11 protein-coding genes are annotated in these 13,677 nt (G+C 36.1%); 5 read left to right on the forward strand and 6 right to left on the reverse strand.

All coding sequences use genetic code 11. From position 1 onward, the window contains the following. Window positions 1–5: 5 nt before the first annotated feature. The 5 genes from ELS83_RS00820 to ELS83_RS00840 all read right to left on the reverse strand — a co-directional run bounded on the left by ELS83_RS00820 (window position 6) and on the right by ELS83_RS00840 (window position 6,304). Entirely contained in the window at window positions 6–1,550 is a 1,545-nt protein-coding gene (locus ELS83_RS00820; protein WP_171593597.1) for a PepSY domain-containing protein, read from the reverse strand. A 114-nt stretch (window positions 1,551–1,664) separates the two neighbouring features. Continuing rightward, window positions 1,665–2,342, reverse strand: a complete 678-nt coding sequence (locus tag ELS83_RS00825; protein WP_171593598.1) for an HmuY family protein — start codon at window positions 2,340–2,342, stop codon at window positions 1,665–1,667. Window positions 2,343–2,378: 36 nt separating this feature from the next. Then, entirely contained in the window at window positions 2,379–4,652 is a 2,274-nt protein-coding gene (locus ELS83_RS00830) for a TonB-dependent receptor (RefSeq protein ID WP_171593599.1), read from the reverse strand. Between the two features lie 752 nt (window positions 4,653–5,404). Continuing rightward, window positions 5,405–5,791 (reverse strand): DUF2023 family protein, encoded by a 387-nt coding sequence (locus tag ELS83_RS00835; RefSeq protein WP_216616285.1) that lies wholly within the window; start codon window positions 5,789–5,791, stop codon window positions 5,405–5,407. 6 nt (window positions 5,792–5,797) lie between these two features. Next, window positions 5,798–6,304, reverse strand: a complete 507-nt coding sequence (locus ELS83_RS00840) for a flavodoxin (RefSeq protein ID WP_171593600.1) — start codon at window positions 6,302–6,304, stop codon at window positions 5,798–5,800. 302 nt (window positions 6,305–6,606) lie between these two features. On the opposite strand from ELS83_RS00840, the gene ELS83_RS00845 reads away from it, so the two are divergent. The 5 genes from ELS83_RS00845 to ELS83_RS00865 all read left to right on the forward strand — a co-directional run bounded on the left by ELS83_RS00845 (window position 6,607) and on the right by ELS83_RS00865 (window position 12,059). Beyond that, window positions 6,607–8,217, forward strand: coding sequence for a cation:proton antiporter domain-containing protein (locus ELS83_RS00845; RefSeq protein WP_171593601.1), 1,611 nt, complete (start codon window positions 6,607–6,609; stop codon window positions 8,215–8,217). A gap of 171 nt (window positions 8,218–8,388) precedes the next feature. Then, entirely contained in the window at window positions 8,389–8,847 is a 459-nt protein-coding gene (locus tag ELS83_RS00850) for a GyrI-like domain-containing protein (protein ID WP_171593602.1), read from the forward strand. An 82-nt stretch (window positions 8,848–8,929) separates the two neighbouring features. Continuing rightward, window positions 8,930–9,883 (forward strand): helix-turn-helix transcriptional regulator, encoded by a 954-nt coding sequence (locus ELS83_RS00855; protein ID WP_171593603.1) that lies wholly within the window; start codon window positions 8,930–8,932, stop codon window positions 9,881–9,883. Between the two features lie 9 nt (window positions 9,884–9,892). Continuing rightward, on the forward strand, window positions 9,893–10,999 hold the full coding sequence (locus tag ELS83_RS00860) for a DNA alkylation repair protein (RefSeq protein ID WP_171593604.1): 1,107 nt from the start codon (window positions 9,893–9,895) through the stop codon (window positions 10,997–10,999). Window positions 11,000–11,135: 136 nt separating this feature from the next. After that, entirely contained in the window at window positions 11,136–12,059 is a 924-nt protein-coding gene (locus ELS83_RS00865) for an SRPBCC family protein (RefSeq protein ID WP_171593605.1), read from the forward strand. Window positions 12,060–12,167: 108 nt separating this feature from the next. Here ELS83_RS00865 and ELS83_RS00870 read toward each other — a convergent pair whose 3' ends face one another. Continuing rightward, window positions 12,168–13,664, reverse strand: coding sequence for a Na+/H+ antiporter NhaC family protein (locus tag ELS83_RS00870; protein WP_171593606.1), 1,497 nt, complete (start codon window positions 13,662–13,664; stop codon window positions 12,168–12,170). Between the last annotated feature and the right edge of the window lie 13 nt (window positions 13,665–13,677).

Raw genomic sequence — 13,677 nt, forward strand, 5'->3', positions numbered from 1 at the left:
TATTATTAATTTCTATTGCGTGCTTTAGGTTTAGTTAACCAATAATCGAGAACTCCTGCCATTAACATTAAAAGGCATAATAATCCTCCAAGGGGGATAATAAGCATATAAAAGGCTCCAATACCTCCTCTAAAAATTCTTGCATTGTGCAATTCAAACATGTAATTCCACAATGGCAGTTTACTTTTCTTTATAATGTGTTTGGGCATTGGAAGAACATCATTTAATTTTTCTCCCTTATCATTACAAATGCCTTTGTAATGTCCTAGTATATATTGTTTTCCATCAGGTAACTTTTGATAACCTGTTACAAAGGTTGAAGCTGGCCTTCCGGAATTGTTATCTTTTTTTGTTTGTAGTATTTTTTCACTTTGATCTGCTTCCTTATCAACTCGGTGCAAACCACCAAAGGATCCCACCAACCAGGAACCGGGTTTTTCTTCCCTAAATACAGTTGTACCCATGCCAAAAATTCTTACTGGTAAACTTATTTTTTGAAACTCTTCTTCGCTACTGCATGATCCGGCCCATACACCATCCGAACAATCTAAAACCAGTTGATTTTTCTGACTATCATATAGGGCATTTCTAATTTTATGATTCCAGGGATTTTTATCTTGAATGGCAGGATAATATTTTGAACTTATACTTCCATTAACAAGAGTCATCATAAATACGGGAGTTAAAAACATTCCTGTGAATGTGATAATGATTAGAAGTATGGCAAAATACCAGCCCAGTTTTTTGTGATATTTAAAAAAGAAATTTCGAGCTGATTTTTCAGAATGACTAGCCCTTTTGCCTTTTTTCTTGTAACGACGCTTCCATTTTTTAGGATAATACCAAATATAAAATGCCGATATACACAGGAAGAACAAGACCAATCCTGCTAAGTCCCAAACTAAACGCCCGGGTAATCCCCAGATAGAACCATCGTGCAATTGGAAAAAAACTTGTATTAACGAAATGTTGCTTGAGTATATCTTCTTTTTTAGACTTAACTTTTCGAATGTTAGCTTGCTCTTATTTCCTGATGTTTGATATACATCAGATTTTGATACCAATAAATAATGATCATCGGTATCTAATATTTTTAAAATGGAATGATCACCTTCAGGCAAAGGAAGTTTATGCCATATACCTTGATTAAAATTGAATTGAAAACACCCCTGGTTAGTTGCACTTAGCAGCAATTGTTCTTTATTGGAAAAAAACAGGTGATTAGTTCTTTTGCCTAAAGCTGATGTTGGAAACTCTCCTTTCATAAAGGGGGTGCAGGTTTTCCCTTTGTCGTGAGATAAAAACACTCCTTGTCTTCCGTAAATTAACAAGGAATCACCCATGTATTCAATTCCTTTAAGGCTCGATCGGTTCCAGTTTTCAGGTTGGTATTGCTTAGGAACAAGAAATCTGTGTACCGAGATGTTTTGGATTAAATCAGGATGATTTAAAATAACTCCTGAAAGACTCATCCATCCCATAAACAGGAGGAAGAATAAACCGAAGTATTTGTGTATCCAGCGGCTTATTTTGTAAATTCTATTTTTCACGAGGCGGTGGTTTATAGGTGTAATGTCAAATAAGGAAAAATGGGATGAGCAAATTTTGCCCATCCCTGTGCATGTTTATTTGTCGGGAGATTCCTTTCGTTTAAAAAAGGAATTTTAGTTTAGTTTCTTTGAACCGTCTTCCTGATAAGCATACTTCATGGTTATTTTACCTGTTTCATTAGCTTCATTTACATATCTTTTTAGCCAGATTTTAGCATACTTTCCATCAGCTGTTTTCACCACAAATATTTGATTTGTTGCTTCATATGATGGGCCATTTGCTCCAGGAGAATAAGACATTTTTAACCAAGATCCACCTTCCATACCTGCTTGTATGTTTACCATTCCACCTGTAATCACATTTGTAGCACCCACTTCGGCATACTCAAAATCACCTCCAGAAATAATATTTTTGATTACACTTTGCTTTGTATCAACGGAATATCCTGTTTCTGGAGCTTCTAATATCGCATCCCAACCAGTTTTTGCAATATTGCCTTCTGATAAAAAAGCACCACCATTTCCATCTCCTGATTCACCACAATTCAAGCGCACATCATATCTATGAAATGCAATATCCCAATCAAGGCCTGCTCTTTCTTCATCAACATTAGAAGTTCCAACCACATCACCTTTTTCAAAAGAGAAATAAACCCATTCAGTGTACGAAGAAGCATCAATAGTAACTTCTTTTTCAATTGCATTTACCGGATCATCATCATCATCGCAAGAAGAGAATCCAACCATAGTTGCAAGAGCAACAAACATCATAATTAACTTATTTTTTTTCATCCTTTTAGATATTAATTGTTAGTAATAATTTTGTTATTAGAATTTATATCCGATAGCAACAAAGAACTTGCGCCCCGGACTGATATGAGAATTAAAAGTTGCTATAGGAGCTTTGTAATCAAACAAGTTCTTTGCTCCCAACTTTAACTTTATATTTTTTCCGTAGTATTGACTAAGTGTTAGGTTCCATACCGAATAAGTGGGATATTTTACTTTGTAGTATTCTCCATTGTATGATGATTCTTCATCGGTATCCTGCGAAATCACATCTTTCTTTCCGGTTACCTTTCCCGATAAATTGGCAATTAGCCTGTATTTGCCTTTTGTAATTTTATACTCCAATTGTCCGGTCAGGGCCATTGGGCTCATCGATGAAAGATCCTGAGCATCTGTTGATTTCACACTTTTCTGATAGATATATCCAGCCTTTAACTTGAAGTTTTGATGAAATTTCCATTTCAACAATCCTTCAACTGTGAATATCTCGGCATCATCAAAGTTCACATATCTGTATTCGGTTTCATTATTGGTCCAAATACCATCAATCTTGTCGTGAACTTTATTAAAGGAAGTAATTAAGGTAGCATTCAAATTTCTCGCACCATTAATAAAATCAAGCGAAAATGCATAATAATCATTGGTTTCTGGTTTCAAATCAGTATTCCCGATAATCTGAAACATTCCCAAATGACTCCAATTCATGTAAAGCTCCTTTAAATCTGGTGAACGGAATCCTCTTGCATAGGACAAGCGCACATTGAAGGGTCCAAGACTCTGCTTTATGGTTGCAGATGGTGAGGTATGAAAATCGAATGTAGTATGATATCCAGTTCTTAAACCCAGAACCAGGCTAGTAGCGTCATTCAATTTAAACTGATCTTGTAGAACCAAAACACTGTTATTGGTACTTTTTGAGCTCATCACATCAGTAATAAACTTATCGGTTTCCAATGCTTGATATACATGCTCAACTTCTGCAAGCAAATTGTGTTTCCCAAGTTTGTTTGTATAGGTCAATTTACTTGTATGGTAAGCATTATCGTGAGTTTTCGTCTTGGTATCGGAAATTTCACCGTAATCGAACCTTAAGTAGTCATCGTAATTGTGAGTAAAAGAAATAAAACTGTTATCATGAATTGTACGCTTTGCTTTTGCCTTTAAAGAATGACTCTTGTATAATTCATGCACAGCATCATTGGTAAAATCAAATTCGTTATGTCTAAAATAGCTTCCTCCTAAATTAAAATCCCAGCGATCTAACTTATAGCCGAACTCTTGATTAATGGTAAAATCAGAATAGCCATAAATTTCTGTTCCACCACTAACTTCTTCTATTACTACCTTATCAATATCTTGGTAATATCTTTTTACACCCTCAGTATTTGTGAGCTTATAAGCATCAGAACTTTTGTAATTGAAGAAAGTATTGGAAAAGAAGTTTTCTCGCTTGTAACCTAATGATAAGTTCCCATTTAAATTTGGTTTATCGATATTCTTAAAAAAGTCCCTGGCATAATCATCATCGGCATTGTCCAGATCCCGCTGAGAATGATTTTTCTGATTTCTTTGCTGGAATCTTAGGTCCACAGCAACATTTAGTTTTTTTGAAGGTTTTTTAGTTACTACATTAATAACGCCTCCCATAGCACTGGAACCATATAATGCTGAACTGGCACCGCGAACTATTTCAATACGCTCAATATTAGCTGTATTAATACGTGTATAATCAACCGATTTGTGAAGGCCTTTTGCCATTCTGGCACCATCTATCAAAACTAAAGAATATTGCGATTCCAAGCCCATTACATTCATTACAGGAGTTCCACCATGACGTGCCATTTCCATCCCTGGCATTTCCACTTCCAACACATCTGTAAGCGTTTCTGTATCTACTGCCTCAATATCCTGCTCAGTAATCATCTGGGTCAATACCGGAGCATTTTTTAGTGTATGTGGTGTTCTGGTTCCTGTAATGGTAACCTGTTCTAAATTCAGAACATCTTCCTCAACAATAATTATTTTAGTATTGGCAGGAACAATGGTATCAATTACTGATTTGTATCCAACACAAGTGGCATTTACAATAATATTTTTATCAGGATTAACAGGTATATTAATGAAACCATTCTCGTCCGAAGCTGCATATCCTATCCATTTGGGTTGATTCATAACTTGCCAACTAACGTTAGCATATGTGAGTGGCTTATTATTCTTTTGTAAGAATTGAATTTGAGAGTTTTGTGCTTTTATTGTAGTATGTACTCCAAGTATTGCTACAAAGAGGAAAAGCGCTTTAAGTTTGCCTTGCATAAGTGGTGTTTTTTATCCTTTATTCTGATTTCAAAACTAGAATAAATCCATGCTGAGGTCAATCCTGAGAATTGGGTATATTATGGCTATGAAAAACACTTTTAATCCTTATAAATGATTAACAACAAGTAGGTAAGAGCTGCAATAAATATTACATAAACAACAGCCATTTCAATTAACTACCCTCTCAATGCATTCATTACCAATAGTTTTATCTGGAAGTAATATTACAATAATAAATTTACTAAGAAATAAGAGCCAAGAATGTACCATAAGCCAATTGCCTGTAGTTGGTGAAGAATAATAAAATAATCATGATAAGACTAATTGTTCAATTCTTTCCATCAAAATAATTCATTACTAAATAAAAAAATCCCCAAGGGTAACTAATCCTTGGGGAATATTTATTAAGACGTAGTGAAAACTAAGCTTATTGCGTACTACATCTAGACTACAAAACAAAATGGTGAATACTACTAAATAACACTAAAAATAATACTAATCATGGCCTGATTAAAACTTCAACATTTTGCATATTTTTGATCTTTTCTATCCAATTATTTTATCAAACGTAATAATGATTTGCATAATTTGAACACTAACAAAGTAAACATGTTTGCAATTAACATACAATCACCATATGTTATGATTTTTCCCTTTTCTATCTAAAAAAACACTCACCAAAGAATGGAAAAACCATCTAAGGTGAGTATCGAATTAATAGCAAAAGAAAAATCTTTATTTATGTTCTGTTAGCCAACTAATTTTGCACTGATCAGTTCGGTATTGATTCCTTTTCTTTTAATGTATCGATCATACTGCTGACTTCTTGCGTAACCTAGCATGATACCCAGAATAAAATCCTGTTCATCGGTAAAATTTGATAATGATTTGTCACCAAAAGATTTAACAATCTGAATACATTCTTCTTTTCCAAAGAAGACATTGATCTTACTCTCACTCACAGTTTGAAGAAAATAACTGATCCCCTTTCGTTGCAATAACTTTTCTGTTTTTTCCCTCTCACTGCTATTCATGGTATGCAAAACCAAGCTACGTAAGCCTTTGTTGTATTCATAAACATGATGAATCAATATCTGCATATCGGCAGTTTTATAATCAGTGCAAGTTAGTTTCATACGATCTTAGTTAAATTGTTTTTTAAGTTCTGCTACCCAGTCAGCCACACGATCTTCAGTCTGATCGTCCTGGTTTTCAATATCCAAAGCCAATCCAACCAACCGACCATCTTTTTCGGCTCTTGAAGCATCGTATTCGTAACCGTCAGTAGCAGTTTCCCCAATTACTTCACAATTTTTCTTTTCTAATAGTTCAAAAATTTCACCAATGCCATCAACAAAGGAATCGGAATAGGAATACTGATCGCCCAAACCAAAGAGTGCAACCTTTTTACCATCCATATTTGCATTTGAAATTTCTGATAAAAAGCCTTCAAAATCATCCTGTAAATCACCAATTCCCCATGTTGATGTACCAAAAATGATATTATTGAATTTTTCAATATCTGTTGCTTTGGCATCAGCAACATCAAAAGTGCTTGCGATATCTGCGCCAAGCTCTTCTTGTATTTGTTTAGCTACTGTTTCTGTATTTCCGGTTGATGAACCGTAAAAAATTCCGATGTTTTGCATTTTGTGTTTATTTAGATTAATTACACCGACAAAAGTATAAGGGAAACACATGTCAATCAATCGCTATTTATTGGGATTTTAAGTTAAGCGTCTTTTGCTCAGTTTGTAAAACACTGAACATATAGGCAATACAAGGTACAGAGCACTCAAAATTTAATACAAACAAGAGTTACCTACTAGTTATTATGTGCTAAAAAATACCTAAATATCATTAGCAAGAGCTATTGCTCATTGTTCATTATTTATCTATTTTTAAATTTCCGCAAGAGGAGCGCGGAATTGAATCTCTTAAAAACATCACTATGGATCCGGTATGGTTAGCTATTGCATTTGGTTTAGGACTTCTTGTCAAATTAATTGGATTGCCTCCTTTGGTAGGTTATCTGTTGGCAGGTTTTACATTAAAATATTTTGGTGCAGAATCAGATGATTTAATTCAAAGCATCTCTGATTTGGGGATTACCCTACTCCTTTTTACCATTGGTTTAAAGTTGCGAATTAAAGATCTCCTGCATCGGGAAATTTGGGGTGGTGCTTCCATTCACATGTTAATGGTGACCCTGCTTATGGCAGTAATTCTCTTTGGACTGAGTTATACTTCTCTACAAATTTTCACCGATTTTACATGGCAACAAGCGCTAATCATCGGCTTTGCACTCAGTTTTTCGAGTACCATTTATGCCGTTAAAATCCTGGAAGAAAAAAGTGAATTAAAATCGGCCTATGGTGTTTTATCTATTGGTATCCTGATTATACAGGACATTTTTGCCGTATTGTATATTGTGATTGTGGCTGGGAAATTGCCAAGTTACTGGGCCATTGGCCTGCCTGTTTTATTTGTAGTAATTCGTCCGGTTTTATTACTGATATTAGACAAAATTGGCCATGGCGAAATCCTGATTTTATATGGCTTTTTCCTGGCATTTGTGGTTGGAGCCGAATTGTTTAAATTTGTTGGCTTAAAGGCAGATTTGGGAGCCTTGGTAATTGGTGTATTAATTTCCAATCATAAGAAAGCCAAAGAATTGGCTGACTCTTTAATGAGTTTTAAAGATATTTTCCTGATCGGATTCTTCTTGTCCATCGGATTAATTGGATTGCCAAGTGTTCAGATGCTCATTCTGGCTTTGATTCTTGCAGTGGCTGTCAATTTTAAGGTGATCTTATACTTTTGGGTTCTAACCCGATTTAAAGTTCGTGCAAGAACTTCGGTATTTACTTCGTTGGCTTTGGCCAACTTTAGCGAGTTTGGGTTAATTGTTGCTTCCATAGCTGTAGGCAAAGGACTTATTCCATCCGATTGGTTGGTTTCCATTGCCATTGCAGTTGCCATTACCTTTATTATATCGTCGCCACTTAACTCTAAGGCGCATAAAATTTACTACCTGGCAAAAGATTACCTGCGAAAATACGAAACCAAAAAACGTTTGGTTTACGATAAGGCATTTGATATTGGCGAAGCAGAAATCCTGGTTTTTGGTATGGGAAAACTTGGTTTGGCAGTTTACGATCAGTTGAATCAAACCTATGGGCGAAAAGTGTTGGGACTCGACTATAACTACGATGTGGTGCAACGTTTGAAGAAAGAAGGCAAGAATATTCAGCAGGATGATGCTGCGGATAGTGAATTCTGGGAGAATATTTTCCAGAAATCGAACCACCATAAGGTTCGCCTTGTAATGCTTTGTATGAACGATCATAAATCAAATCTATATTCGGTTGAGCGACTTCAAAAAACAACCTATAAAGGAAGCGTAGCAGCCATTGCACGATTCGAAGATGAACGCCGACAGCTGGAAAAAATGAATGTTGATGCCGTTTACGACATCTACTCAGAGGCTGGTTACGGTTTTGCCAACCATGTATGTCACCAAATTGATATTGGTTGCGAAGTGAGAAAACCAGTATGGTAAAGCTTACCAAAGCTAAGAAACATCGATAATTTAGCATTCAAACGAACTCAGCTTATACATGAAACACTAATCTTTTTTTCGATAAAAATTCATTGATTAAAATCCTACTGACATAAGGTTGTCACTACTGCCATTTAGCTTTGATGTATTGTTAATGTAAAAATGGAAATTATGAAAAAAGCAACTGCACCATCAATGACAGTAATCTCGAAAGATGTAAGAACAACTTTTAAGGATTTAATCACAAAAATTGAAAATTTCCCACAAGAAATTGTAAAAGAAGCAGTAAAAGCAGGCTTGCATCCAACTGGTCCGCAATGCTGGGTGTACACCTGGGAATCGTGTGATATGGAAGCTGAATTCAACTTGAAAATTTGTTTGCCTGTAGCCACTTTTGGGAACTCATTTACAAGCGATAAATTTAAATTGGAACAACTCGATGAGTACAATCATGTAAAGAAAACACACCTGGGCTCCTGGGATAGTTTAATGGACTCCTACCAAATCTTAACAGATGAAATGAAAGCCGAAAATCTTACTCCCGGACAATCGTGTCGTGAATTGTATATCAATTGCGATTTTGATACTCCGGCAAATAACATTACTGAAATTCAGTTGCAAGTCAATTAAAATTCATTTTGGAGTGTAAAAAAGATCATTTTTTTCACACTCCTTCTTACTTTTATAAATGTAAAACCAAGCCATACCAGTTTTGAACAGAATTGACAGATTACAAGCAATTTTAACACACTTGCAAAGCAAAAAGGTTGTAACAGCCCAGGAAATAGCCGATCGTTTTAGCATCAGCTTAAGAACTGTGTATCGCGACATACGCGCTTTGGAAGAAGGTGGCATTCCTATTGGCGCTGAGGCCGGATTGGGATACTATATTGATGATAGCTATTCTCTGCCTCCTATCATGTTTACAAGCGAAGAAGCATCTGCCATTTTGATTGCCGGGAAGATCATTCCACATACTTCGGATAAAACGATCGATCATGCGTTTCAGAATGCTTTGTACAAAATCAAATCGGTAATGAAAAGCGAGGACAAAGAGGTACTGGAGAAACTGGAAAGTTCGGTTAAAGTATTCAACGGTCCTTATGAAATTCCACAAAGAGATTCCATTTACCTTCAGGATATTCAACAAGCTTTGGTAAAATCTAAAGTGCTACAATTAGAGTATTTCGCGCATTACACTCAGGAACATTCCTTGCGCGAAGTTGAACCCATTGGCCTCCTTTTTTATGCATTAAACTGGCATTTAATAGCCTATTGTCGATTAAGAGAAGACTATCGCGATTTTAGGCTCGATAGAATTCGAAATTTGGAAGTAAGCAACGAAACTTACAATAGAAAACTCGACAAAGCATTCGATGAATACCTGGCTCGCGAAAGGGAACAATATCAATCTTTCGAAGTTGAATTAAGAATAGAGAAAAAAATGGCCTTGTATATTCATGAGTCGAAGTATTGGTATGGATATCTTGGCGAAACGGAAGATGGTAATTTCGTAAACATGAAATTCCTAAATCCTGACCTTAATGGTTTTGCAAGATGGATTCTGTGCATGCTAGACAGTGTGGAAGTCATCTCGCCTGTCATCTTGCGAAATCAGCTTGTAGAAATGGTTCAAAAACTGAATTCAAAATACCTGGATAAATAAATCAAAGAAATGTCGACCCTATTTAAAGATTTATATAATAAAGAGTTTTTCGCTTTACTATGCAAAGCCCTGGACGAAACAGTTCCACATTTTAAGGCTGCAGATTTTATGGATGAGATCTATGATGCAGATTGGAGTTCACGTGAACTCAAACAAAGAATGCGACACATAAGCATCTGCCTAAAAAATCACTTATCGAATGATTTTAAGGAGAGTACGATACAATTACTATCGCTGATTTCCTACTGTCAAAAAAATGGAATTACCGATAAAGCTTTGGAATTCATGTTTATTCCGGATTTTATAGAACAATACGGACTGGAAGAGTATGAAAGTTCGATACATGCTATCGAACAAGTTACACAATTTACCAGCTGTGAATTTGCTGTTCGCCCCTTTATCATCAAATACGAGAAGCAGATGATGAATCAAATGCTAAAATGGGCAGATCATCCACAGCATGATGTGAGACGCCTTGCATCAGAAGGTTGTCGCCCTCGTCTTCCATGGGCAATGGCACTTCCTTCACTTAAGAAGAATCCTGCATCAATTTTTCCAATATTGGAAAAGTTAAAATCAGATTCATCGGAATATGTAAGACGAAGTGTTGCCAACAATTTAAACGATATCTCGAAAGACAATCCTGATATGGTGATTCGAACAGCTACGAATTGGCAAGGCGTTTCGAAGGACATTGACTGGGTGATTAAACACGCATGCCGAAGCTTGCTTAAGCAGGGAAACATTGAGGTAATGCAGCTGTTTGGTTTTGGAGCCATTGATCAAATTGGAATTGCAAATTTTCTAATTAAAACCAGGAAAGTTAAAATCGGTGACCATCTGGATTTTACTTTTACTCTCCATAATAGATCCGATAAAAACGAAAAAATTCGTTTGGAATATGGGATCTACTATCAAAAAATGAACGGAACACTATCGAAAAAAGTTTTTAAGATCAGTGAGAGGATATATGAGCAAAAGTCGGAAACAGAAATCAATCGAAAACACTCTTTCAGGCTAATCACAACAAGAAAATATTATCAAGGACTTCACAAATTGTCTTTGATTATTAATGGAATAGAATTGGATGTAGAAGAGTTTGAATTAACAAAATAATAGAAAAAGATGCGCTTGTTTTCACTTGAAGAAAGCTGCATTTATTCTTACCTTTAAGTTCAACTTTTAGATTTCTTTTATTCCCATAGAAATCACTTCTTTATAAAAATTATTGAAACCCTTAATAACTACACTTATGCCTAAAACACATGTTGAAAAATCGATAACAATCGCCGCTGGCGTTGATAAAGTAAAAAGTGTTATCACAGATTTTAATCAATGGAAACCATGGTCGCCCTGGTTTATTCTTGAACCTGAAGCCAAAGAATCTGTTTCTGATGATGGAAAAAGCCACGAGTGGGACGGAAAAAGAATTGGATCGGGAATTATTAGTATCGAAAACGAGCAGGAAGGATTGATTCAGTACGATTTAAAGTTCCTGAAACCATGGAAATCGGAAGCCAAGACTGATTTTATTGTAGAAAAAATTGACGACAACAGCACAAAACTAACCTGGACTATGGATGGTTCTCTCCCATTTTTCATGTTTTGGATGAAAACAATGATGGAACGCCTGATCGGTATGGATTATGATCGCGGCTTGCTGATGTTGAAAGATTACATCGAAAAAGGGCATGTTGAAGCCAAGCTTGAATTCCTTGGTGAATCACAATTTGAGGGTTGCAATTTTGTTGGTGTCAAAAGCGAATGCACCATCGATAATATTGGCGAGGTAATGGAAGCTGATTTTAAGAAAATATCGGATTTTGCCAAAGCCAATGAAAACATCGTTACCTGCGATTGGTTTTCTGTTTATCACAAGTTCGATTTTAACAAGAATAAAATTGTATACACTTCGGGTGTAGGCATCAAAGAGGATCCTACGAATATACCTGCAGGAATGTTTAAAGGCAATCTTCCTGCCACCAAAGTACATACGGTTCGCCATACTGGACCATATCAACTATCGGGTAATGCCTGGAGCGCGATTATGGCCATGGAAAGAGCAAAAGAATTCAAGAAAAACAAGAAATTTCCACCTATGGAGTTCTACCGTAACAGTCCGATGGAAACAGAGCCAAAAGATTTAATTTCTGATATCTGCATGGCGATAAAATAGAATACTAAATCCATAAAAAAAGAGGCACAATAATTTGTGCCTCTTTTTTTGTTTAATTGCTAATAAATGATCAAGAATTATCAAGCCATTACTACTTTTTGGATATAATTACAGCCAAAAGCCTGCGATTAAAAACAATACCACCGATATGCCACCAAAGAGTAAACCATATGGCATTTGAGTTCGCACATGATCCATCACATCGCATCCCGTGGTTGCGCACGACAAAACAGTTGTATCAGAAATTGGAGACAAGTGATCACCAAAAATACATCCTCCAAACACGCATGCCGATAGCAATGGAATGCTAATTTCCAATTGCAAACCCATGGGTATGGCCAGTGGCATAATTACTGCCATTGCTCCCATAGAAGTTCCGGTAGCAAATGAAATAATACAACTGATGATAAACACAATTGCCGGAAGCAATTCAGGAATTAAAACATGCTCTAGCTTACTAATTAAAAAAGCACCAGCCTCGAGTTGATTCACAACATCACCCATCGAGAATGCAAACATTAATATGGCAGCTACCGATACCATTTCTCCACAACCGGCAAAAATCAATTTTATCATCTGGCGGACTTTAAAAATTTTCTGCAGTTTGTACATGATCATTGCCAGGAAAGTGGACAATATAACGCCCCAAAGAATCGATTTCATTCCATCTCCTTTAATAATTCCTCCTTCACCTCCGGTGATGTACAAGGCCAATATAATGATTACAATCATGGCAATAAGCGGAGCAAAAACATTTAACCAGGAGCTGTGATTTTCAAGTTCTGGATTCTGACTTTGACTTTCTTCCTTGCCATTAGCATGCCTTGGATCATCCAGTTGGTTTTTGGTACTGGCGCGAATTTCAGCCTTCTTCATTAAACCAAAATCTTTATTGGTATAGGCAAAAAACAAAGCCCCCAATGCTGCCAGTATTGCATAAAAATTATAAGCAATAGACTTTACCAACACCTCGGTACCATTAGAAATTCCCTGGGCTTCTATGAGTCCAAGCATGTAGGCTCCCCATCCGCTCAAGGGAATTAATACACACACTGGTGTTGAAGTAGAATGCACAATGTAAGCCAGTTTTTCATGCGATACCTTCATGGCGTCGCTCAATGGTCGCGCAATTGTTCCAGTAATTAAATTCGATAAAGTGCCAGAAGTAAATACCACCACACCAATCATCCATGTAAACACATTGGCTCCTCTTTTCGATTTTATCAGCGAACGCTTCTGAATTAATGATTCAACAAAACCGTTGATCCCTCCCGATTTCTGAATCAAGTGAATTAAACCACCCAGTAGCAGCACCAGCAAAATTACAATGGTATTATCGTTGTCTTCAAAAACCTTAATAAAAGACATAAAGGCCTGATCGGATCCCACAATTACATTGTAATCAGAGAGGATAAAATATCCCACAAAACAACCTGTAAACAAGGCAATAAAAACATTCTTAAAAGCCAATGCCAAAACAATTGCCAAAATAGGTGGAATAATGGGTTGGATTCCTACAAGCAATTCTGATATCGCTTCACGAAAAATAAATATGATAACAAGTGAAATTAAGGCTATGATATATTGTTTATACTTCACAATCATAAATGATAAGGAT

The organism is Marinifilum caeruleilacunae (assembly GCF_013141825.1).
GTDB classification, from domain to species: Bacteria; Bacteroidota; Bacteroidia; order Bacteroidales; family Marinifilaceae; genus Marinifilum; species Marinifilum caeruleilacunae.